19 protein-coding genes are annotated in these 22,088 nt (G+C 56.5%); 5 read left to right on the plus strand and 14 right to left on the minus strand.

Annotated features, from left to right (window positions below):
• Nucleotides 1-332 precede the first annotated feature (332 nt).
• From LAO21_17000 to LAO21_17030, 7 genes are all read right to left on the minus strand, one after another.
• Complete coding sequence (locus LAO21_17000; protein MBZ5554418.1) at nt 333-2,135, minus strand: response regulator; 1,803 nt, start codon at nt 2,133-2,135, stop codon at nt 333-335.
• Nucleotides 2,136-3,138: 1,003 nt separating this feature from the next.
• On the minus strand, nt 3,139-3,561 hold the full coding sequence (locus LAO21_17005; GenBank protein ID MBZ5554419.1) for a hypothetical protein: 423 nt from the start codon (nt 3,559-3,561) through the stop codon (nt 3,139-3,141).
• Nucleotides 3,562-3,585: 24 nt separating this feature from the next.
• The gene (locus tag LAO21_17010; protein MBZ5554420.1) at nt 3,586-4,344 is read right to left on the minus strand and encodes a 1-acyl-sn-glycerol-3-phosphate acyltransferase; all 759 of its coding nucleotides are present in this window, start codon (nt 4,342-4,344) and stop codon (nt 3,586-3,588) included.
• 92 nt (nt 4,345-4,436) lie between these two features.
• On the minus strand, nt 4,437-6,242 hold the full coding sequence (locus LAO21_17015) for a PDZ domain-containing protein (protein MBZ5554421.1): 1,806 nt from the start codon (nt 6,240-6,242) through the stop codon (nt 4,437-4,439).
• The gene (gene mpl, locus LAO21_17020) at nt 6,239-7,702 is read right to left on the minus strand and encodes a UDP-N-acetylmuramate:L-alanyl-gamma-D-glutamyl-meso-diaminopimelate ligase (GenBank protein ID MBZ5554422.1); all 1,464 of its coding nucleotides are present in this window, start codon (nt 7,700-7,702) and stop codon (nt 6,239-6,241) included. The genes LAO21_17015 and mpl overlap by 4 nt, the downstream gene beginning before the upstream one ends.
• A 47-nt stretch (nt 7,703-7,749) precedes the next feature.
• Nucleotides 7,750-8,694 carry an LD-carboxypeptidase gene (locus tag LAO21_17025; protein MBZ5554423.1) on the minus strand — a complete coding sequence of 315 codons (945 nt, stop codon included), beginning with the start codon at nt 8,692-8,694 and terminating at the stop codon, nt 7,750-7,752.
• On the minus strand, nt 8,691-9,581 hold the full coding sequence (locus LAO21_17030; GenBank protein ID MBZ5554424.1) for a DMT family transporter: 891 nt from the start codon (nt 9,579-9,581) through the stop codon (nt 8,691-8,693). Before LAO21_17030 ends, LAO21_17025 begins: the two co-directional genes overlap by 4 nt.
• 24 nt (nt 9,582-9,605) lie before the next feature.
• On the opposite strand from LAO21_17030, the gene LAO21_17035 reads away from it, so the two are divergent.
• Complete coding sequence (locus LAO21_17035) at nt 9,606-9,851, plus strand: hypothetical protein (protein MBZ5554425.1); 246 nt, start codon at nt 9,606-9,608, stop codon at nt 9,849-9,851.
• Between the two features lie 45 nt (nt 9,852-9,896).
• Nucleotides 9,897-11,018 carry a S9 family peptidase gene (locus LAO21_17040; protein ID MBZ5554426.1) on the plus strand — a complete coding sequence of 374 codons (1,122 nt, stop codon included), beginning with the start codon at nt 9,897-9,899 and terminating at the stop codon, nt 11,016-11,018.
• On the opposite strand, the gene LAO21_17045 is transcribed toward LAO21_17040, so the two are convergent.
• Nucleotides 10,957-12,168: an endonuclease/exonuclease/phosphatase family protein gene (locus LAO21_17045; protein ID MBZ5554427.1), complete on the minus strand. Its 1,212-nt coding sequence runs from the start codon at nt 12,166-12,168 to the stop codon at nt 10,957-10,959. The two genes, LAO21_17040 and LAO21_17045, sit on opposite strands and share 62 nt — an antisense overlap.
• A 167-nt stretch (nt 12,169-12,335) precedes the next feature.
• Here LAO21_17045 and thrC point away from each other — a divergent pair, with 167 nt between their 5' ends.
• Both thrC and LAO21_17055 read left to right on the plus strand, forming a co-directional pair.
• Nucleotides 12,336-13,637, plus strand: a complete 1,302-nt coding sequence (gene thrC, locus LAO21_17050; GenBank protein ID MBZ5554428.1) for a threonine synthase — start codon at nt 12,336-12,338, stop codon at nt 13,635-13,637.
• A complete protein-coding gene (locus LAO21_17055) occupies nt 13,627-15,180 on the plus strand; it encodes a hypothetical protein (GenBank protein ID MBZ5554429.1) in 1,554 nt (517 codons plus the stop codon). The genes thrC and LAO21_17055 overlap by 11 nt, the downstream gene beginning before the upstream one ends.
• A gap of 147 nt (nt 15,181-15,327) precedes the next feature.
• Here the strand turns inward: LAO21_17055 and LAO21_17060 are convergent, their stop codons facing one another.
• Entirely contained in the window at nt 15,328-16,131 is an 804-nt protein-coding gene (locus LAO21_17060) for a hypothetical protein (protein MBZ5554430.1), read from the minus strand.
• 196 nt (nt 16,132-16,327) lie between these two features.
• On the opposite strand from LAO21_17060, the gene LAO21_17065 reads away from it, so the two are divergent.
• Nucleotides 16,328-17,302: a 2-dehydropantoate 2-reductase gene (locus tag LAO21_17065; GenBank protein ID MBZ5554431.1), complete on the plus strand. Its 975-nt coding sequence runs from the start codon at nt 16,328-16,330 to the stop codon at nt 17,300-17,302.
• A 235-nt stretch (nt 17,303-17,537) separates the two neighbouring features.
• Here LAO21_17065 and LAO21_17070 read toward each other — a convergent pair whose 3' ends face one another.
• The 5 genes from LAO21_17070 to LAO21_17090 form a co-directional block, all read right to left on the minus strand.
• The gene (locus LAO21_17070; protein ID MBZ5554432.1) at nt 17,538-17,924 is read right to left on the minus strand and encodes a carboxymuconolactone decarboxylase family protein; all 387 of its coding nucleotides are present in this window, start codon (nt 17,922-17,924) and stop codon (nt 17,538-17,540) included.
• Between the two features lie 465 nt (nt 17,925-18,389).
• Complete coding sequence (locus LAO21_17075) at nt 18,390-19,499, minus strand: hypothetical protein (GenBank protein MBZ5554433.1); 1,110 nt, start codon at nt 19,497-19,499, stop codon at nt 18,390-18,392.
• A 282-nt stretch (nt 19,500-19,781) separates the two neighbouring features.
• Nucleotides 19,782-20,699, minus strand: a complete 918-nt coding sequence (locus LAO21_17080) for a hypothetical protein (GenBank protein ID MBZ5554434.1) — start codon at nt 20,697-20,699, stop codon at nt 19,782-19,784.
• A 132-nt stretch (nt 20,700-20,831) separates the two neighbouring features.
• Nucleotides 20,832-21,458 carry an MBL fold metallo-hydrolase gene (locus LAO21_17085; GenBank protein MBZ5554435.1) on the minus strand — a complete coding sequence of 209 codons (627 nt, stop codon included), beginning with the start codon at nt 21,456-21,458 and terminating at the stop codon, nt 20,832-20,834.
• A 6-nt stretch (nt 21,459-21,464) separates the two neighbouring features.
• On the minus strand, nt 21,465-22,034 hold the full coding sequence (locus LAO21_17090) for a hypothetical protein (protein ID MBZ5554436.1): 570 nt from the start codon (nt 22,032-22,034) through the stop codon (nt 21,465-21,467).
• Between the last annotated feature and the right edge of the window lie 54 nt (nt 22,035-22,088).

Raw genomic sequence — 22,088 nt, forward strand, 5'->3', positions numbered from 1 at the left:
GACGCCCAAACTGATGTAATCGGTGATGCGGCTCCCCGCAGGAAGCGTCGCCAAGGTTCTCGCCATGAGGTGGCCTCCCGAACCGTTATTGTAGTCCAGGAGACTCTATCATATATTTCTCTAAGTGAACAGTATTGGGAACAGTCCTGAATTTCCCGGTCGTTCTTGACCCGGAGGCGGAATTTGAATGATCCACCAGCTACCGCAGGTGGGATTCTCAGGTCGAGCTTTGCCGGTTGGTAGGTTGAATTTTAACAATCCACCACCTCCCGGTGGGGGGATTTGAGCAACGGCCTGTTGAGACCTTGCACTAGCACTGTTGGCCCCTGCAATCATACCTTATCCAGCACCTCTCGAACCTTGGTAGCCATATCCTTTGTTGAGAATGGCTTCTGTAGGAACTGGACCCCATCGTCCAGCACACCGCGATGGGCGATAATATCGGCCGTGTAGCCGGACATGAACAGGAATTTCAACGCCGGCCGGGACGAGAGGAGCTGTTGGGCCAAGTCTCGGCCATTGATGCCGGGCATGATCACATCGGTGATCAGCAGGTGAATCTCGCCGGCGTGTTGTTTTGCCAGCCGGATTGCTGCGTCAGAGGTTTCGGCGGGAAGGACGGCATAGCCCAAGCCTTCCAGGATCTTGCCGGCAAGGTTGAGGATGGAAACATCGTCTTCCACCAACAGCACCGTTTCGCCCTGACCCTTTGGAATCTCCGTCTCGGTTTCTGGGCGGGTGTCATCGGCTTTTCCTTCATGCCGGGGCAGGTAAATCCTGAAGGTGGTTCCTTTCTTCGGTTCACTGTAAACGTCGATAAACCCGCTATTCTGCTCAACGATGCCGTAGACCGTGGCCAGCCCCAGGCCGGTTCCATGGCCCCGCTCCTTAGTGGTGAAAAACGGTTCGAAGACCTTTTTGAGTGTCTCCTTGTCCATGCCGCAGCCGTCGTCGCTCACCCTCAGCATTACAAACTCGCCTGGGATTGACCCCGCATGAAGGTCGCAGTATGCCTTGTCGAAAACGACATTAGCTATCTCGATAGTGACCTGACCGGTGTTCGCGATCGCATCCCGGGAGTTGACACACAAATTGGCCAGGATCTGGTCGAATTGGCTTGGGTCCATTTTGACTCTCCACAGCCCTGACCCGGGCTGCCAGACCAGATCGATATCCTCGCCGATCAGCCGCCGGAGTATCTTGAGCATGCCCTTCACGGTGTGGTTCAAGTCGAGAACCACAGGAGCAATGGTCTGCTTCCGTGCAAAGGCCAGCAATTGACGGATGATGTCCCGGGAACGCAGTGCGGCCCTGAGGACTTCGTCGAGATGGGCACGCAGCGGGTCGGCCGGTTCCATCTTGTTGAGGGCGAGCTCCGTATATCCCAGGATCACGCTGAGGATATTGTTGAAATCGTGGGCCACGCCACCCGCCAGCCGGCCGACGGCCTCCATCTTCTGGGCCTGGGTCAACTGCGCCAGCAGCATTTCTTTCTCCTCCTCTGCACGCTTGCGCTCGGTGATGTCGGTCTGTATTCCGTTCCAAGTCACATCGCCGTTCTCCACCAGTTCCGGCGACGACTCGATCAGCAGCCACTTCGTGTCGCCCCCTACCACCACCCTCCCTTCCCACAAGAAGGGTTGCCTGGTTTGGAAGACCTCGTGATTGAGACGAAGGAACAAATCTAGATCCTCTGCATGAATAGTTCTAAAGAAGACCTGCGTGTTCGCATACACTTCCTCCTCAGAAAGTCCAAGCATTTCACAGAAGCGCGGACTGACGTATTCGAATTTCATCTCATCGTCCGTGGTCATCCGCAGACGATATATGCCCACAGGGATCTCGGCCACGAGTTTGGCGTACTGGGCTTCGGTACCGCGGAGGTTTTCCTCCGCCTTCCGGCGCCTGATCAGGGATTCGGAAAGACGCCGGAATTCCCGGACCAGAAGGCTATACAACAACAGCGTGGAGGCGAGAACGAACAGCCATCCCTTGTATGTTTGAAGCGTTGTCAGCGCATGCGGATCGGATGTAAAAAGTTCCAGCAGGCGATCGGAAAGCACAATCCACAGGCCTGCGGCAAGGGCATAGATCAAAATCGTAGGGAGCGGAAACCGCAACTGTGACTCTTTCATAGGGGACTCCGTGGCGATGCTCTCAACTCGGCGGCCAAAGTCTCATGGACGAGGAATCGTATCCGGCATATGGGTCGACGGCACTCTGGATCGCACTCCGGTCCGGAGCAGTCCGCCTTGTCCGGTGGCCGCGATTTCCGGGGCCATACTTTGGCCAGGCGCAAGAATTTATCCGCCATTGCTTGCAGCTGAGAGGAAAAACCCGCTGCATTACTTTTCCATGCTCCATTATTGGGGTTTTATTGTCTACTCCGGCGCGTCTGCCGCCACTGAGCAGAGCCCAGGATCGATCACAAGCGGAATTTTACGCCGAAACGATGCCGCCCGATAGGGGATTTTAATCAGGGAAAAACGAAAAAGGCTGGGGTCTGATGGTTCCGTAGGACGGGGTGGCGCACACATGCGCTGTAGGCATGTGTGCGGTCTTCTGGGAGAGAGACCCCGTCAAAAAGTTGAAGAGCATATCGATTCTTCACCGCATACATCGCAAACGACGCGATGTATGCGCCACCCGGCCGCTCCGTCGATATGCTGGGAAACTAAGAGGTTCTTACACCCCTCCGGGGCTCCCATCCTTTCCGACGCTTACCCCGCCCTCGCCCCGCAAAAACAAAAAGCGCGGGGCTCAGACGGGGCTACAATCTGGTAGCCCTCCGGGCCTTCCAAAGGGCGCTACAATCCACATCCTTCATCGCGCCGCTTGACGCTTTATCGCACACATCGCAAAGAACGCGATGTATGCGCCACCCGGCCGATCCGTCGATATGCTGGGAAACCAAGAGATTCTTACACCCCTCCGGGGCTCCCATCCTTTCCGACGCTCACCCCGCCCTCGCCCCGCAAAAAGAAGAAGCGCGGGGCTCAGACGGGGCTACAATCTGGTAGCCCTCCGGGCCTTCCAAAGGGCGCTACAATCCACATTCTTCATCGCGCCGCTTGACGCTTTATCGAATACATCGCAAACGACGCGATGTATGCGCCACCCGGCCGCTCCGTCCTTTTTTCATTGGATGGTTTTCGATTCCGGCTTCGGGGGGGAGATCAGGGCCACGTTCAGGTTTGTTTCCTTGACCATGACCCCGTTGAGGTAGACTTGAAGGATATAATCGCCCGCCGTTTCAAAGGTGACGTTGGCAAAGATGGTGATGTTGTCGGCGAATCCGTTGGGTTCAATCCGGAAGGGAGCCGCTTGCGCCTGCGCCACTACCTTGGAACGGTCCGGGGACAGGATCTTGACTTCCGATGTGTACTCCCCCTCCCCGGTCCAGTGGTTGATCAATGCGAATTTGAGGAGGCTGGCAGGCAACGCATAGAAGTACACATTTCTGAAAAGTCCCATCAAGCTCAGCTTGTTTCCCAACTCCACCCGAACATCGTCGCACAACAGACTGTATTCGAGATGTGCCTTCAGGGGTTGACTTGACATGATTTACTCCTCATCGTCGACCGATCACACGGTCTCAGAACCTTCCGACTGCGCGATCGGCGATTGAACTTGCGAAAGTTGATCCTGTTCCAGTCCTGAGGCGATGGCGGCGCGGACCCGTTCGATGAGTGCGTCGCGATCGTCCAGCGAATAACCGGAAACATCAATCGGGTCGTGGAAGGTCAGCTTGATGTGGCCCGGGCGGATCTTGAATTCCCCCTTCCGCATCATCTCGTAGCACCCATCCAGGGTCATGGGGACCACGGGAACCTTGGATCGAATCGCCGCGATGAACCCCCCTTTTCGGAACTCCCCCATCTCGCCGGTCCGGGTTCGGGTGCCCTCCGGATAAATCAGGAACGAGTCCCCGGCTTGCAGTTGTCGGATGGCCTGTTCGATGCTTTCTACAGCACTGGAGTGATTCTTTCGGTCGACGGGGATAAACCTCTCCACCCGACAGGCCGTTCCCAGCAGCGGCGTCCTGAAGAATTCCTTCTTGGCAATGGCCTTCACATCCCTCGGGATCGCAAGAAAAACGGCGACGGGATCCACATTGCTCTGATGGTTGGGCATGAAGATGTAATTCTGACCCTCCTGAACCTTTTCCCTCCCGTAGATTGTAAGGTCCCCGCCGGAGAGGAAAAGGGCCAATCGCGCACCGGTTCGACCCACGTTGTAAAGAAAATGGTGCGTCTTGAAGACCCAGGTAATCAGTATGGTCAGCGGCCCCGCCAGCAGGATGTAGAGGCCGACTCCCAGGACTGCGATGGTCGCGCGTATCATAATTAACTCATGGTATCAAACTTTAGACCCGGCAACAGGATCTGCAGGCAACCAGCGAACCTCAGGTGCGCGGTCGCTCCCCCGTCCGCTTTCTATCTTCCGGTCAGTATACCGTTGCGGATCGAGGCCTGAAGCGGCGTGGGATTGGGGAACTCCACGATGGCATACCGGGTCACCGTCTTCGCCGCCGTCTGGAACGAGACCTCCCGGGTCTGACCGTTGCGCACGAACTTGACCTTCAAGCGCTTCCCCGGATCCATGTTGGAGAGCAGGCTCAGGGCGGAACGCGTAACGGCACGCCAGTTGACTTCAACCAACACATCGCCGTTTTTCAGCCCCGCCTTCTCCGCGGGGCTCCCTTCGGTGACCTCATCGATCCGCGGGGATCCATCAAAATTTTGTGTCACGGTGAACCCGGAGTCTGCCACCTTTCGCGGTTGAAGGTCGAGCTTGAGGCCCGCGAGTTTCAAAAACGAGTCGTAGTCGATCTCCTCGACCCCCCGGACGTATCGAGTGAAAAAGTCGCCCCATTCCTTCCCAGTCATCCGCGCCACCGCATCGGGGATGCCTGTCCGGTCGTCAAAGAAGCGCCCTTTCTGAGCGTATTCCTCATTGAGGAAGCGCATCACATCGTCCAGCGAACGCCGGTTCTCGGTCTCCTGGCGAATGGTCAAGTCCAGAAGAAACCCGAGAATCTCACCCTTCTCATAATAGGAGATGGAATTCTCCGGGCGCCGGTAGAACGGGTATTTGTCGAACCAGGTATCGAGACTCGCCTCCTCGACACTTTGATGGAGGCGCGCCGGACGCACCTCTTCGCTTTGAATCGTGTCGGCCAGGGTGCGATAAAAGTCCTCCTTCTTGTCGACGCCCGCCCGAACCAGCGTGTAAAGGCCGTACAGACTCGTGACGCCTTCGCTGAACCAGAGCGCCCGCGTGTAATTCTCCCGGGTGTAATCGACCGGCTCAAGCGATGCCGGCCGAATCCGTTTGACATTCCACAGGTGAAAGAACTCATGCGCGCTGACGTCGGCCACGTCCTCAAGCCGACGCGACACCTCCTGTGCATTCATGTTGATGGCCGTCGAAAAGGCGTGCTCCATCCCGCCCCCTGACGACCCCTCCGGAAAATGATAGATGAAGGTGTAATGGTTCAGCGGAACATCCTGCATGATTTCGAATTCAGCCTCCACGATGCGTTTCAGGAGCGTGAGCAGCTCCTGGTCATCGAATTGGGCCGTTTCTCCATCCACAATGACGTCAAACTTCGCACCCTTGGATTCGAATTGCAGCCAGCGGAAAGTCCCCGCCTCCACCGGGGAATCCACCAGATGATCGTAATTGCGCGCGTTGAAGGCATTCTTTTCCCGGGCTGGAATCAACTCCGTGGCAATCCGCCAGGGTTCGGGAATCTGGAACTCGACCCGGATGGGGAGGCTCTTCTCCCCGACCGGATACATGAAGATATAGGCCCCATTGAAGAACCCGTGGTGGGTGTCGAGTTGGGCATCATAAGGGCTTGAGAGGTTGGCAAAGACATCATAGTCGAGCAGGACCTCGCGGGCGTTTTGGGTCGTCACCCGCCAGGTTTGCTTGTCCACCTTTTCGACCGGGAGCGGCCTCCGGTCCTGGTCGAATGCCTGCACCGCCCGGACCCGGTGAGCGAAGTCGCGAATCTGGTAAAGGGCATTCCAGGCGGGCATTTGAAAATCGATCGTCGGGGCCTTCTCCACCCCAGTCCGAATCTCAACATGAAAGAAATGTTCCTTCTGTTTCGCCATGTCGCAGGTATAAAGAACACGCGGCTCGGCGCGGAGCGGAGGGACGGCCACCTCCAAAAACAGAACTGAGAAAAACACCGTGAAACGCAACGCCGGGAGGGCTGTCCATCGTCTCACGCGTGATGCCCCCTCTTTTTCATGGCCTCCAGCAACTTTTCGTGGATGTTGTCGAAACCCCCATTTGAGAATACGACAAACACGTCTCCCGACCGGGCCAAGGGGCAACAGGTTTCCACGATGGCATCCGCATTGCGAAGAAAGCGCGCGGATTTTCCCTGGGCCTTCAGCCCTTCGACCAAACGCTCGGAAGAGAGCCTTTGCCCCAGGGGGAGCTTCTCCGGGGCATAAACATCGGCAACCACAATCTCGTCCGCCTCAGTGAAGGCACGCAAGAGCTCGGCCTCAGAAACCCTGCGCCGCATGGTCGCCGACCTTGGCTCCACCACCGCCCACAGGCGCGCCTTCGGAAACCGGGAACGGAGAGCCTTCACGGTCTGCTGAATGGCGGTGGGATGGTGGGCAAAATCGTCAATCACAGTTACCCCGCCGACAGTGCCGCGAATTTCCATCCGTCGTCGGACACTTTGAAAAGTTTTGAGAGCCTTCTGGATGATCCGGATGCCAATCCCGAATTGGGTAGCCGTCACAATAGCCCCCAGGGCGTTGCTCACGTTGAAATCACCAAATAATGGAATCCGGAAATCGGAGAAGGGTTTTCCCCCTTCGAAGACGGAAAACGAGGTCCCCTCGGAATTGATCCGGATGTCGCGCGCCCTATAACCCGTCTGCTCCGCGTCGGACGCCGTGCCTGCCTGGGTGGACGCTGTGGCGATCCCAAAAAAGATGACTTTGCAGAATGCCGCTCTCGAGAGTTCAACCACCACCGGATCGTTGACATTGGCGATCAGAAACCCATTCCGGGGAATAATGTTGATCAGGCGCCGAAAGGAGAGTTTGACGGCATCGATGCTGGGATAGATGTCGGCGTGGTCGTATTCGACGTTGTTGAGAAGGACCGCGTTGGGCAGGTAGTGAAGAAACTTTGGCCCCTTGTCGAAGAAGGCGGTGTCGTACTCATCGCCTTCAATGATGAAGTGAGACCCTCCGCCGAGCTGATAACTTTTGTGAAAATTCTGCGCAATGCCTCCGATCAGGAAATTGGGGTTGAGCCCGGCAAATTCAAAAATCCATGCAAGCATGGAGGTGGTCGTGGTCTTGCCGTGGGTCCCCGTCACGACAATCGAAGTGTGCTCCCGGATGAACAGTTCCCTGACGGCTTCGGGCAATGAGCAGTACCGGATCCCTTCATCCAGAACCCGTTCCACTTCCGGGTTTCCTCGCGACAAGGCATTCCCGATGATCACGAGGTCGGGACGAACATCCAGATTCCCGGCATCGAACCCCGCGAAGAGCTGGATTCCCAATCGTGCCAGTTCGGTGGACATCGGAGGATACACGTTCTGGTCTGAGCCCCTCACCTCAAACCCGCTTTCTTTCAGCAAACCGGCCAGCGAAGCCATGGCCGTGCCGCAAATGCCAATCAAATGTACACGGCGGATATCCTGAAGATGATTCATGGACTCATCCTGGGAGGTCCACGCCCTGCCGTTTGCAGGGCATGTCTTTACTTTGTTGTGGGCTCCTCGATCACCAATCTTGGATTCGATCGAGTATCGAGGGTGACCCGGGCCCCGATCGGCAACGTCACGAAGGGATTGCGCGTATGGCCGGAGCTGAGTCCTCTAACCACCGGTCCGTTAAAATTGCGGAAGTAGCTCTCCAGTACTTTCTGAGCGGTCCAGCGCGGATGCTTCTCGTCCGCACAGTTCAGCATGTCGCCCAGTACAACGCCGCGCACCCGGCGGAATTTGCCGGCATCTCCCAGCTGTTTGAGCATGCGATCGAGGCGATACGGGGGTTCATTGACGTCTTCAATGAACAGGATACTGTCGGCACTGTCGAACTCGTAGGGAGTACCCATTGAACTGATGAGAAGCGACAAGCATCCGCCCAACAGCTTTCCCTCGGATCGTCCCGGACGAATGACGCCTTCGTGCGTAAGCGACAGGCTCCAGGGATTTCTTTGTTTCCCTACTCCCAGGCCCATCACGGCGTTCCGGAAGGATTCAAGATCGACACCCGTTTCGCCTTTGGAAAAGTTGGTCGCCACCATCGGACCATGAAACGTGATCAGACCGGTCCGGTTATGGATGGTGTTAAGGAGGACGGTGATATCACTCGCTCCCATCACAATCTTTGCCTGCCGGCGGAGGGTCTTGAAGTCCAGATCTTCGAGCAAGTAAACTGATCCATAGCCTCCGCGCGCGCAAAAGATCGCCTTGACGGCGGGATCGCGGATCATGGCATTCAAGTCGGCCTGGCGCCCTCGATGATTGCCGGCATAGAAAGAGTCCCTTGCAAGAACGTGGGGCCCCACCTTGACGCGGAATCCCATACGGGCAAGGGTCCTTATTCCCTGGCGCAGCCCCGCCTTGTTCACAATTCCCGCAGGAGACACCACGCCTATGACATCTCCCGGCTTAAGCGCGCATGGAAGCAGGGTTTTCATAAGGAGGCCTTCGCCGGCCGGCTCTCACTGACTGAAAGAAAGATTCCCACCAGGATAATAAATCCCCCGAGAACCTTTTCAGGAGTCAAAATTTCCTTAAAGATCAAAAGGGCAAGGAGCGAGGCCCCCACCGGCTCGAGCAGCGTGCACACGGCGACGACAGCGGCTGGAAAATATCGAAGCGCCCAATTCAAGGACGTGTGCCCGATCGACTGCGGGACCAGGGCCGACAAAGCAAAAAATAGAAACGTCCGTCCCGAATAATGGACCCAATTCGGCTCTGTCAACACACCGAGGAGCACCAACAACCCGCCGGCCGCCGCGTACACCCTGAATACGTACCGGGTCAACGGGGTTACACTCCGAATCACCCGGCCGGTTAGTATGTACCCCGCCATCATGATGGCCCCCAGCAGGGCCAGTGCATCGCCCTTGAGGGTGTCGTGGCCGATCCCGATATCGGCCCGGGCCACCAGGATGCCGCCCGCAACGGCAACCAGAATTCCAATGATAGCACGCCGCGAAATCCCTTCGCGTAAAAACCACCAGGAGAACAGGGCAACAAACAGTGGATTGGCGGTGACAAGCACGACTGAGCTCGCCACCGAGGTGTATTTTAATGAGGCTATCCATGTCGTAAAATGGAGGGCCAGGAAGGTCCCGGCCAGCAGATAGTAGATTGCTTTGCTTTGACTCTGCCCCTCCCCGAGAGCCGCTGGTCTTGAGAACTGAAACGGCACTAAAACGATGGAGGCGATGAGTAGCCGGTAGGCCGCTATCACCAGAGACGGCGCCTCGCAAAGCCGGACGAAGATGGATCCAAAGCTGATCGCCACGACCCCGAGGCACAAGACAGAGGCAGTGACGGCACGCGAGGGGGAAGACATGAAATCGCACCTCGAACGGGTTCGTTGACCATCTCATCGGCCCTCCGCCCATTGCCACCCCGTCTGGAGCAGGCGGCAGAATACGGGACCCGATCCCCCGTCAAAAACATCAAGCATCAAGCTCGAGGGGACGGACTCAATGGGGCCGAGGCAACAGAGAAGATAAGCACGACCTCGACTTTCTGCAAGCTCATTCATGACGCTGCCAAGGATTTGTCCGGCCATTTCCCGTCCGGCCGGTCCCTCGAGGGATGTTCCGTTGAAAAATAACTGAAATCCAGTAAAATACTTGTTCTTCTTTGGGTGAAAGGAAACATGTTAGAACGGTGGATCACTTCTCAGGAAAGGCGACGGCTGGCGCGGGACACCAACCGCCGCGTTCTGCCCTTCGAATGGGGCCTCGAATACATCGAGGCTCGAAACGGGTCTGACGATCCCCGCCGGATTCTCGATGAGTACGTCGACTGGGCGATGCAAAACAGCGAGGAATTCTTCCATCATACTTCGACAGCCGACTACCAGTTCGATGGCCGCCAGCTTACCTATCCGAGTCAAATCCAAACACCCTATCCTGAGAATAACACGGTGTTCGCCCGCTACTACCCGTCAAAGCATTTGACATCGCGAGCGAAGATTCGTCCAGCGGTCATTGTGATGCCCCAGTGGAATGGTGACTTCGATGCCCACGTCGCCCTGGCTCAACTTTTTGCCCGGTTCGGAATTTCTGCTTTGCGGCTGAGCATGCCTTACCACGACTCGCGGAAGCCGCCGCACCTGGAGCGGTCGGATTATATGGTCAGCTCCAACATCGGCCGGACCCTCCAGGCCTCCCGGCAGGCGGTCCTGGACGTCAAACGGGCCGCCGACTGGCTACTGGGCCAGGGGTTCAACCGGATCGCCGTCATGGGAACTTCCATCGGATCGAGCGTGGCTTTCCTGACCTTTGCGCACGACCCGAGATTCGCCGCGGGGATCTTCAACCACGGGTCGAGTTATTTTGGGGACGTTGTTTGGACCGGGATCACCACGCAGCATGTGCGCCAGGGGATCGAGTCTCACCTGACTCAGGATCAGCTTCGCCGCTACTGGTCACCGATCAGCCCGTTCCCCTTCATTCGGAGGCTCAACCAGAATCCCCGAAAGATGCTCATCGTTTCGGCGGAATACGACCTTTCGTTCCTTCCGTGCTTTTCGCAGGATGTCTTCCGCGAGTACAGGTCCCATGGCATCCCCTTTGAGCTACAACTCATGCCTTGCGGACATTACACGCTCGGCACTTTTCCGTTCAGCTGGTGGGTTGCAGGTCGGATGGTCCGGTTCCTGCGGAGACATCTGCTTTCCATCCCGACCGGTTCGCGGGACCTCCCCGGCAACGCTAGGGATGCCACGCCAGGTCGACCAGAATGGGTCGATGATCGGACACCTCCTCAGGTTTAACACCATTCTCAAATTCTATGATGGTCCTTGGAGACAAGGGCTCCGAACCCTTGGCCATGTTCCCCTCCCATGGGGGACGAACCGCCGGGGAGATGTTCTTTCCCACAAACCAGTCCAGGCGCAAAGGAAGTCCTTCCTCGAAAGATTTCAAGGTCCTGAAGGCCCGGTCCCGGAGAAACCTTGGGACAAGATGAACATCTTCAAGGGAGCGAAGAAAAGTAGCAGCGGTTGGGTTATCGTCGTTGAAAGGTCCCCATTCAAACCCGGATTGACCCAGGACATCAAAAAGGGGCTCACGCCCTTGCGGCGAGAGCGTGGAAGCCAACAAGTTGCCGGGCTTCGAACTCACCAGCCGGATGAGACTCCGAAGGGTGCGCCATGCGGTTCCGCGTGAAAAAGTATTTGAATTGAAGTCGCCCCCGATCAGGATGATGGCCCTCGCTTCTTCCTTGAAGGGCTCAACCAGGGCGGCCATCTGTCGCGCCCGGCACCGCGGCGTGTTGCGAACTTCGAGATGGGTTGTGGCAGCCATCATCTTCCGCCCTCCAATTTCAAAACGGCATATCAGGGCGGCCCGGTTTCCATATCGTTTTTCAGAAAACTCAAAAGGCTCGAAACACCGGGGCAGGCGAGATGTCCGGGCCGATTGAATCGGAAACCGAGACAAGATGGCGTTTCCCTGGAGGCCGGACCTGTTTTCTCCTGGCGCCCTGAGATCCTCTCCTGCCCCCTTGGTCAGCTCTATAAAACAGGGGGCGTAGGCGAAGTTCATACCCAGTGTCCCGGCGAGTTCGCGGGCGACAAAGCGATTTCCTGAACGTGCCATCCCCAGGTCGGCTTCCTGCAGAAGAATCAGATCTGCACTGAGGAACCTCGAATCCGACCGGAAGATGTCGATCAGCTGATCGAGTTTCGTACCTTTTTCAATATTCCAGGTCAGGCATCGCAACCATGGTTTCTCGGGGGATGCCGGGAAAAATCTGTTTTCAACGTGAGCATGGTCCAGAACCTGGTCGATCCGTCTGTGGTTCTCTGAAAACCATGTCGAGGAGGTTAACGAATGCAAGGTGGGATGGGTCTTGAGGTGAGCCTGCAGGTCGGCCAGCTCCGCCGGAAACTCAGGATCATCAAGATAGTCATCTTTTGGCATTGAGCTGTTGCGGGCGCAATTAATGCTTGCCGTCCGGGACGATCTGGTGAAGATCTCCTTGAAATCACATCGGCCTTGGATTGTACTATGGATTCAGTCTAAAATGCCTCCGCCTGATATTGACACGATGCTCTCTGCAGGACCCGCTGATCGTCAGGAAACCATTCATGCCCGCACATCTTGAATGCATCACTTGCCATCAACACTATCCTATCCACCGCGCCCTCTACCAGTGCAGCCAGTGCAACGATCTCCTGGATGTCGTTTACTCTTTCGGTTCACCCGATCCGAAGAGACTCAAAGTCGACTTCCTGAATCGCAAGCTCTCGCCGACGCCGCAGGACCAGAGCGGGGTTTGGCGGTTCCGGGAGCTGCTGCCGTTCCTGGATCGCTTCGACTCCGTCATTTCGCTGCGGGAGGGCAACACCCCGCTGTGGGAAGTCCCTCGGGCCGCGAAGGAGGCCGGGCTGCAGCATCTTGCCGTGAAACATCAGGGGATGAACCCGACCGGCTCCTTCAAGGACAACGGCATGACGACGGCGGTCACGCAGGCGAAGCTGCTCGGGGCCCGGACCGTTCTCTGCGCGAGCACCGGCAACACCTCTGCCTCCATGGCGGCGTATGCCGCGCGGGCCGACATGCGGGCGGTCGTCCTGATCCCCGAGGGGCAAATCGCACGGGGCAAGCTGGCCCAGGCGATTGATTATGGGGCCACGGTCGTTCAAATCCGGGGAGATTTTGATCACGCCATGCAGCTCGTCCGGGAGCTGTCGCAGGAGGGCGCCGCCTACCTCCTGAATTCGGTCAACCCATTCCGGATTGAAGGCCAGAAGACGATCGTCATTGAGCTCATGGAGCAGCGCGGGTGGCGCCCTCCGGACCGCATCGTCCTGCCGGCCGGCAACCTGGGAAATTGCTCCGCCTTCGGAAAAGCGCTGCGCGAGCTGTTTGATTTGAAGCTGATCAACCGCCTTCCCAAATTGACGCTGGTCCAGGCGGTCGGGGCCAATCCCTTTGCCCGGATGGTCCGGTCGGGGGATACGAATCTGATTCCCATGAAGGCCGACACCCTGGCGACCGCCATTAAAATCGGCAGTCCGGTTTCCTGGAAGAAAGCTCTCCGGGCGCTGGAGTGGACCCAAGGCGATGTGGTCGAAGTGACGGAAGGCGAGATTGCTGATGCCCGTGCTCTGCTGGCCCGGGATGGCGTTGGGTGCGAGCCGGCGTCGGCCTCGACCCTCGCAGCGATCCTGAAGTTATCGCGCGAGAAGAAGTTGATGTCGAGCGAAGAAGTCGTGGGAATTCTGACGGGCCATCACCTCAAGGATCCCGAATACATTCTGGATTACCACGAGGGGAAATTGAGCCATCAAGGCGCCCTCATTCCTGCACACTATCAAAATACGCTCCAAACGGTCGCCGCTGAAACTCAAGCGCTCAAGAGACTCCTGTTCGCCCATGACAAATGACCTGATGGAAGGACCCTTTCCGCTTTCCCCGGGATTTCGTGTTGTCTTTGGGGTCTTGATGGCCGCAGCCCTCCTGCTGGTCTGGATTCCAAAATTTCTTCCGCTGACCGATTATCCCGAGCACCTCCTGGTCATCCAGGTTCTCTCTCACTACCAGGATCCCCAGTATCAATATGCGCGGGATTACACGGTACAGCTGGGCAATGTTCCTTATGTGTCCATCTACCTGATTGGGATGTGGCTGAATCGATTCCTGCCCATCTTCACCGTGGGAAAGATTCTCCTCTCGCTTTACATTATTCTCACTCCCCTCAGCATCCTGGCCTATGTACGTTCGCTCCGGAATGTTTCACCCTGGTCTTCCCTGCTGTCTTTCGTCTTCCTGTTCAATCTCTTCTATTATCTCGGCTCGTTGAACTTTCTGATTTCGATTCCTCTTTCCTTCTTTGTTCTGGCGCTGGTTCTCACCCTTTTGAACCCGCAGGTACCTTCTGCAAACATCCCCAACCCGCCAACCTCATTCTTCGAGCAGTACTGGCGGGTCGCTGCCCTCGTGCTGGTCTCCACCGCATTGTTCTACACCCACATTGTTTCCTATGCGGCGGTCATTTTGGCGGCTGCCGGCTTGTGCCTGGCCGCATATTTACGCCGTCGGCCAGTCACGCTCACCGCCGTCGCGCTGGTTCCTTCGGTCCTGCTCGCCGGATTCTCAGTTTACAGAGCGCTGGGCGCCTCAGCGTCAGGACTTGGTGCAAGCTGGCTTCCCTTTTCTTCACGTCTCTTTGACCTGCTTCAGCCTTTCCTGATCTACCGGGACGATTACTTTCACCGGACCGTTCTCGATCGGCTGAGTCTGCCATTGGTATTTCTGGCGGCCTTATGGCTGGTCACTGGCATGTGGTCCTTTCTTAAGATAAGAAACCGCGATCGCTTGGACGCGTGGCTTATTCTCCTTTTCTTGCTTCTTGCCGCACTCGTGTTTCCGTCTCAAATCCCTTCTGCTTCCTTCGCCCATCGCTTGTCGATCCTTGTCCTTCTCAGCGTCTGCGGGATCCTTCCGAGGCAATTCGGAGAGCATCTCCTCACCAAGGTCACCCTTTTGGCTCTGACGGTTTTTGTTTTCACATTAACGGCTTGGAGGACAAGTGAGTTTAATCGCGAGATGAAACCGTTTCTCAACGCGGTGGCGCGGATGCAGCCCGATGCCCGCGTCCTGCCGCTCATCCAGAACCTCCACTCTTCCCATCTTCAAACATATTGTTTCTTACACATCACGAACTATTATCATCTTGAGAAACAGGGGGGGAACCCTTATCTCCTGTTTCGGAACATGCCCCAGATCCCCGTCCATTACCGGTTTCTGCTCCAGCTGCCGTCCGTTGGCTCTTTTGAACCTGACCTCTTCGACTGGAACACGCACCACGACCATTACCGATATTTTTTGGCCCGGGACGCGAGCGCCCGGGTCATGGGTCAGCTCCGGTCTCATTCCCGGCTGATTTATGAGTCCCAGGGGTGGGCCCTCTTCGAGGCGCAGGACTGACTTCAAGGCATGCTACCGGAGCGGCCTTTATCAACAATCGTGTTTCTTCCTGGAATCGGGGAGAATGCGGACTAGTCAGTGCATAAAACCGATAAGACCCGCTGTGGCTGGCGCGTCCCTAGGGAGCAGGTCTTCGCCGAGGTCGCACTAGGCTTTTTTGAAGAACCTTCCCACCGCAGCACTGAACGACTTTTTTTCTTCCGGCTTGCCCATCGCCGAGTTCACGAGATTTTCGGTCCGGAGCGGATTGGCGGCCGGGAGTGTTCGAAGCTTGAATTTCGTCTCCTTGAGCGCCGTGAGTGTACTGAGACAGTAGAGGCAATCCGCGGCATGACCTTCCGCCTTTTCCTTCTCAGCCCAGAGGGCCTGTCCGTCAATGATTTTGTTGAACAGCCTGACCGGGACACAGTCTTCGGTTTTTTCGTTATCAATTTCAACAAGGAGATTCGGAGGGATAGAAAGAATTCGTTCCTCTGAGGAAAGTGGCAATGTCATCTCGGCCCCACGCTCGAGGGCTTTCACCAGAACGGGTTCTGCCGCCTCGGGCCGCATCGACAGGATTTGGACCACCTCTTTGAGGGGGATCTGACACATACGAAACCAGACGAGTTGCTGATGCAGCAGCGGGAATCCCTTGAGGAGTTCTGCCAACTGGTCACGAGTGAGCGGCGGCGACGTCGGACCATCCACATACACAGCCCGGCCCCGGCACAATCTCAAGGTGTACACCCGCCACTCGCGAAGGAACTCGCGCTCCCACGTGCCCTGGAAGGTTTTCAGAAGGCCATCCGGCTCGACGATTGAGGATTTCAGCAGCTCGACGAGGATCTGATCGCGATGGGGACGCAAGACCCGGAAGTAGTGATCGATCCAGAACTCGGCCAGGGACAAGTAGCTTTGGACCAGTTGTCGGCAGGCGCCGCGATTCCCCTCGCGACAGCCTTCGAGCATCTCGAGAAATGTAGATCCTTGCCGGAGCATAATGACGAGAGAATCGCTCTCCTCGGAACGCTGGAATTTTTTTCGTAAGAACGCTATTGTAATGAGCTCTCATTTAATTGCAAGATGAAACCGTCGATTGAGGATAACAATTTTTAGTGACTCCGTTCGCCCCTACAATTTATGATCCTCAAGACAGGGAGCCCAAATGAGAATCGCGGTGATGGGAACAGGTGGTGTCGGCGGATACTTTGGAGGGAGGCTCGCCCGGGCCGGTGAAGAAGTCTGTTTTATCGCCCGGGGAGAGCACCTGAAGACGATGCTCGACCAAGGGCTGCGAATCGCCAGCGTAACCGGGGATTTCGAGATTCCGATCAAACCGACCCCGCTGCCCGTCGGTCGAGAAGGGGGTCCGTCTGAGCCCTCAGGCACACCGGTTGCCTTTGCCACTGACGACCCTCGAACAGTCGGGCCGGTGGATTTAGTGATCTTCTGTGTCAAGACTTACGACACGGAGGCCGGGTCGAAGGCTGTCTTCCCTCTTGTCGGCCCCACGACCCTGCTCCTGTCCCTGCAGAATGGCGTGGATTCCGCCGATAAACTCGGACGCGACCACGGACGCAACCATGTCCTGGGCGGAGCCACTTACATTTACACCGCCCTGACCCGGCCGGGCGTCATCACCCACTCCGGTGGACCCGGAAAAATAATCTGGGGGGAATTGGATGGCAGCGTCTCGGAACGAATCTCCCGGATCAAGGAATCTTTTGACCGGGCCGGAATCACCCATGAGATATCACAGGATATCCGGCGGGCGCTTTGGGAGAAGTTTGCCATGATCTGCGCCAATGGGGGGATGAGCGCCCTGACTCGGGCCACGCTGGGCGAGATGCTTGCCCGGGAAGAAACTCGTTCCATGATGGAGAAGGCCATGCGCGAGGTTGTCAATGTGGGGACAGGCGAGGGAATCCAGTTTGATGGGCGATTTGTTGAGAAAACGATGAAATTCCTGTCGACGCTCGAACCGAACGGACGCGCCTCGCTCTATACTGATCTCGTCAACAACCGGCGCATGGAACTCGCCTCCTTGAATGGCCGGGTCGTCCAGCTCGCCAAAAAGCACGGCATCCCCGTGCCCATGAACTTTGCCATTTATGCCGCCTTGCTTCCGCATTTGAAATGAGGAGGTACTGGAGATAGGTTCAGAGGTTGATGCCGGCCGCCCCAGTTCCGGATGATCCGGAACCAAAACTAGATTTTATAAGGAAACCAGGAAACCGGGGGATTAATCGTCGATGGAATGACCGGCGCGACTGGATCCTCAGAGCTCTTCCGATCGGCGGTTCTCAACCTCCTGTCTTCCTGGCCTCCTGATGATGCATCTCTTTGCATTGATCGGAAACAATTCCGTTGAGAGGTCACGGATGCGTATGAGAGGGTGCAGTGGGTGGGCTCATAGGGATTACCTCGAACAAATCATCCAGCACTTCGAAGGCATAGCGCAGATGGGGAATCACGATGGTTCCCCCCACGGTTAAGGCAATGTGCATCGCCTCATACAACTCCTTCCGGGAGCAACCCTCCGAAACACAACGATCGAGATGATAGAAGATGCAGTCATTGCACCGCAGGACCATGGATGCCACCAGGCCCATCATCTCCTTCGTTCTGACATCCAATGTGCCTTTCACATAAGCACGGGCATCGGCGGCGAAAAACTTGTTGAATTCCTGATACCCGGAGTTGAGGATTTTTTCATTCATGTCACTGCGGTACTTCCGGGTCTTGGACACTGAGCCTTTCATCAGACTCTCCTTTGGAGGGCGGCCTCCAGTTTGAGATCCAGGATCTTTCGGCGGCAGCACTACACCGTCGGTGAGAAATCGAATGTCGTGGAAGAGAGTGCAGGAGAGGGAACCTACCTCTTTCGGGAAGGGGTTTTCTTGCCTGGTTTCGAAGACTCATCTCCCGCGAGGCCAGGCATTGACGCGGCCACCTGGTCGAAGAGCGACTGAACATTGCTCTTCTTGGGTTTCCCCCCCTTGCCTTCCCGGAACGCATGTTCAAACGAACACGTGTTGCATCGGACCTTTCTCACTTCCCCACCGACAATCGCAACAACACCGTGATCGAGGACCAACTTGCACCGCACACAATAGTCCTCAATGGTATCTCCCAACCTCAGTTCGCGGTCAAACACCATACACCCCCTGGAAGTGCATTAACACCGAAGTGCCCTCCAATCCTCACTCACCCACCGGCGGCAATTATCACGGGGAGGCTTCCGTCAATTGCAGTGACTGATTCAGGGCGGGATCGCGCCGCACCCGCCAGATCTTGGCATCAAGATAGTAATGGGTGAAGGCATACCCCCAGAAGAACGCGGCGAGGATCGATTGTGCCGTCATGTAATTGTTGGTTGTCCCCACGAAGGAGCGGGGCAGCTGGTAGATAAAATTAAACAGCAGCCCGAAGAGGGCATACCGGAGAAAGGTCTTGTTAGCGAACACGGCATATCCGAAGCGACCTTCCGCCTCCGGCTTCCGGTACTTGTTCGAGTTATGAAACCATACCAGCCGGTGATACTGGATGTTATGGGGCAGCGTGAGCAACGGAACCAGGGCCAGGGGCGTGATATTCGCCCGGACGACAGATGAAATCACAATCCAGTGGAGTGGAATACATGCGGCCAGGAGCAGATATTTGGGGAGGTTGATGGGAACCCGGCCGACCAGCCGGCGGACCTGTCGCGTGACCCACAGAAAGATCACTCCCAGCATGGCCAGGAAAAGAATCCGCAGGATGGCAGCTTCCACCCTCCCGCCCAAACTCAAGGGAAGGTAGTCGTGAGCCGGCCCGTAACTGATGATCATCCATACGAATGGGTACCCGAGCAGGAACACAAGGAACAGGCGATCCAGGACATTGTCGAACAGATCCAGGTCGCTGTTCTTCTTCTTGTAAAGCACCATGAAGCCGTAATGCTGTTTGACCAGGTGGTAGTAGGCCCAGATGTTGGCGAAGAAAAAGAAGGATTTTGCGAAGACGTCGCGGTGGGACCACTGCGTTGAGAGGACCAGGGCCGGACCGAGCACAAACCAGAAGGCACAGCCGTAAAGGAGCCGGGCGCGTTGCCGTCTCTCCTCGGTGTCCAGGTAGGTTCTAGAAAATGTCGCCCACACATGGGGGCCATCAAAAACGATGGCCCAGACGAAAACGAGCACAAGCAGCGGAACACCCCACACCCGGTTCAGGGCCAGCAGCGCGTATCCCGAGACCACACTTCCGATAAAGTAAACCAGGTCGTCGTTCGCACTGATGATCCATCCCGCCTGGAACAGGCGGGCCGGTGCTCTCAACGTCGTCGCCTCACTCGACATTCCACGGGCCTCCAAGCAGCGGCTGAACAGCCAAGTGTTGAGTCGGGGGATCCCCGCAGGATTTAGTCCGCCCGGGCGTGCGGGATAGTTCCGTAAATCAGGTCCCCCACCACTGGAACGCCCTCTCTTCTCCTCCACCGCAGGAAGGAGCCGATGTGGCACCTCCAGCGGCTGAGTGGATACGGCGGCGAGAGCGTATGGTGGGATCTTGTATTGGTCGAGCCCCGTCCTTGGATTCGCTCGAGCCTTCAATGGGTCCGCCCCTCAACTGTCCCCCCCATTTCATTGGGAGGATCGGGGGTTCTCCGATGACAATTTGACGTCCTTGGGAATACTCAAATATCCGGTGACACTGGCCTTGTTCACCTGGTAAATCACGATCTCGTAGCGCAAGCGGTCCTTTCCCACAAGGAACTGGACCGGTTCGTCGATTGTCTTATCCTTCTTTTCCAGGGAGTTGTCATCGACTGAAACCATCAGGGAAAATTTCTTTTTCTTTTGATCCAGCTTGGTCAATCGAAGTGCGATGTCCCCCACCTTCTTGAAGCCCTGTTTCTTGTCGAGTTCAAACTCGACGTAGTTCCGTTCTCCCTTGCGGCGGAGGTCGCCCAACTCGGACGAGTTGTGGGCGATCTGGGAACTCAATGTGTCCCGCACATCCAGCAATTCACGACGAGCCGCCTCCAAATCCTTCTTGGTTTTTTCGACGTCGGTCTTGACATTCGTCACTTCCCCGCTCACGGCGCCGATCTTCGAACTTGTTTCCTCTTTCAGCTGGCTGACTTGCGCAGTCTCCGCCTTCTTGGAAAGCTGTGCTTTAAGTTCCTGCGAGGACCTCTGCTGCTCGCGAGCCAGTTGCTCCGCCTGGGCGCGTGCCGCGTCGAGTTCACGCTGCGTGATTCCCAGCTTTTCCTTGACTACGCTGAAGTCGGCGCTGAGATTCAGAATCCGCCGGTCAGAGGACTCCATACCCTTCGTGAGTGAAGCGATATCATCATTACTCTTATTCAGCGCCTTCTTGGTCCCGTTCAGGTCAAACGCGATATAAGCAAGCAGCAGCAACGAGACGACCGCAACGACCAGACCGATGACGCCAAGCGAGCCCGAAGAGCCCGACGGGGGCTTGGCGGGCGGAGCGCCCGGAGGAGAAGGCGGCCGTTGCCCACTGTCCATGGGCTTTCCATCCAATAGGGTATTCATGCGATTGTCCTTTCAATTGTCGATACGCGGTTCGAATCCTACCTGTCAACTTTCGGTTTTCACACAGGAATGAGAGGCTTAAATTATATCGTGGAATCAGATGGGAGGCAATCAAGTGTTGCGCGGGCAAAACTACTTCGCCCTATCCCCTCCCGGAGACTGTTGGTCGAGCCATTCCTTCAACGCTTTCTTCCCATTGTTGATATAGCCCTTTTTCAGCGAGGCATGGGCAGGAATCACGATCTCGAAGGGGTAGGTCAAGAGTTTTCGGGAGCTTTCAAGCTGTCGCTCCCAATTCCAGGTCCATTCGAAGCGTACCGGACGGACCAGCCCATGGTCATTCCCCAGGAGGTGATCCCCGCAAAAAAGAATCCCCCCCTCAACGTTGAGCAGGAGGCAGGACGTCCCGGGACTGTGCCCCGGCGTGTGGATCAGGGTGACTTCCTGGTCGAATTGAAAATCGTCTTCGAAGGAGATGTCCACATCGCACTCCACATGGTCACGCTCGCTCTCGTGCATGATAATGCGTGCGTCAAAGTGTTTCTTAAATTTGCAGGCGTCACCGATGTCATCCCGATGCGTCAAGAAAATATACCGGACGCCCCCAAAGAACTCCAACTCGGTCAGCATTCGAGGAACAAACTCCGGGACTTCGACAAGGATATTCCCCCGTTCGGACAGGATGAAGTACGCACTTGCTTCGTAGGTCTTGGGGCTGGAGAATTCACACGAATACACGCGTGGGAGTATTTCTCTCATGGCTGGCTAAAAGTTTTCCAAAATGGCGCTGACCAGGGTTTGGGCGAATTGCCGGGAGAGGCGATCCAGCGCAGCGCTGTCCTCCTGAAAGAACTGTGAGGGATCGCGGCTGATTTCGTACTCTTCACGGAAAGAAAAGTTCTTGTTCTGATAGTAGGTCGTCTTCTTTTGGGGATCCGCCATGGTCACAGAGATCCCAACGCTGACCAGGAAAGTGGTAGCCCGTCCCGACGGATCGAAGATCACCGGAGTGGCGCCCACACTCAAGACGCGCCCTGAAATCACGGCATCGGCACCCTCCTCCGAGGAGACGACCCTGTACTGGGTCCGAGCAATGAACTCCTCAATCAACGCGTGCGTCAGCCTTTGTTCCACCTTGAAATAGGTCGTGTTGTTGGAAAAGGTCGGAATGGCAATGGTTCGAATGTTCGGGGGAAGCTTGGTTGCCTTCCCGGCCTGATGATAGCCGCATCCTCCCGAAAAGCCGGCCAATAGAACAAGGGACAGCAAACTGGCAAAGACTGCCCGCCCCCGGCGTTGAGAGTTATAACAAAATGGAGTGTGCGGAAATTCCATGTCGGTACAATGCTCCCCTACCCTCTTGCTGCCAGCCCGAGAAGATCCCCTCCG

Source organism: Terriglobia bacterium (assembly GCA_020073085.1).
Taxonomy (GTDB): Bacteria; Acidobacteriota; Terriglobia; order JAIQFV01; family JAIQFV01; genus JAIQFV01.

Excerpts from the sequence above, each read along its gene's own strand:
- LAO21_17040 (MBZ5554426.1), top strand. The coding sequence starts at position 9,897 with ATGTTAGAACGGTGGATCACTTCTCAGGAAAGGCGACGGCTGGCGCGG.
- LAO21_17065 (MBZ5554431.1), top strand. The coding sequence starts at position 16,328 with ATGAGAATCGCGGTGATGGGAACAGGTGGTGTCGGCGGATACTTTGGA.
- LAO21_17060 (MBZ5554430.1), bottom strand. The coding sequence starts at position 16,131 with ATGCTCGAAGGCTGTCGCGAGGGGAATCGCGGCGCCTGCCGACAACTG.
- thrC (MBZ5554428.1), top strand. The coding sequence starts at position 12,336 with ATGCCCGCACATCTTGAATGCATCACTTGCCATCAACACTATCCTATC.
- LAO21_17055 (MBZ5554429.1), top strand. The coding sequence starts at position 13,627 with ATGACAAATGACCTGATGGAAGGACCCTTTCCGCTTTCCCCGGGATTT.
- LAO21_17010 (MBZ5554420.1), bottom strand. The coding sequence starts at position 4,344 with ATGATACGCGCGACCATCGCAGTCCTGGGAGTCGGCCTCTACATCCTG.
- LAO21_17045 (MBZ5554427.1), bottom strand. The coding sequence starts at position 12,168 with ATGCCAAAAGATGACTATCTTGATGATCCTGAGTTTCCGGCGGAGCTG.
- LAO21_17080 (MBZ5554434.1), bottom strand. The coding sequence starts at position 20,699 with ATGAATACCCTATTGGATGGAAAGCCCATGGACAGTGGGCAACGGCCG.
- LAO21_17025 (MBZ5554423.1), bottom strand. The coding sequence starts at position 8,694 with ATGAAAACCCTGCTTCCATGCGCGCTTAAGCCGGGAGATGTCATAGGC.
- LAO21_17075 (MBZ5554433.1), bottom strand. The coding sequence starts at position 19,499 with ATGTCGAGTGAGGCGACGACGTTGAGAGCACCGGCCCGCCTGTTCCAG.
- LAO21_17000 (MBZ5554418.1), bottom strand. The coding sequence starts at position 2,135 with ATGAAAGAGTCACAGTTGCGGTTTCCGCTCCCTACGATTTTGATCTAT.
- LAO21_17005 (MBZ5554419.1), bottom strand. The coding sequence starts at position 3,561 with ATGTCAAGTCAACCCCTGAAGGCACATCTCGAATACAGTCTGTTGTGC.
- LAO21_17030 (MBZ5554424.1), bottom strand. The coding sequence starts at position 9,581 with ATGTCTTCCCCCTCGCGTGCCGTCACTGCCTCTGTCTTGTGCCTCGGG.
- LAO21_17090 (MBZ5554436.1), bottom strand. The coding sequence starts at position 22,034 with ATGGAATTTCCGCACACTCCATTTTGTTATAACTCTCAACGCCGGGGG.
- LAO21_17085 (MBZ5554435.1), bottom strand. The coding sequence starts at position 21,458 with ATGAGAGAAATACTCCCACGCGTGTATTCGTGTGAATTCTCCAGCCCC.
- mpl (MBZ5554422.1), bottom strand. The coding sequence starts at position 7,702 with ATGAATCATCTTCAGGATATCCGCCGTGTACATTTGATTGGCATTTGC.
- LAO21_17070 (MBZ5554432.1), bottom strand. The coding sequence starts at position 17,924 with ATGAAAGGCTCAGTGTCCAAGACCCGGAAGTACCGCAGTGACATGAAT.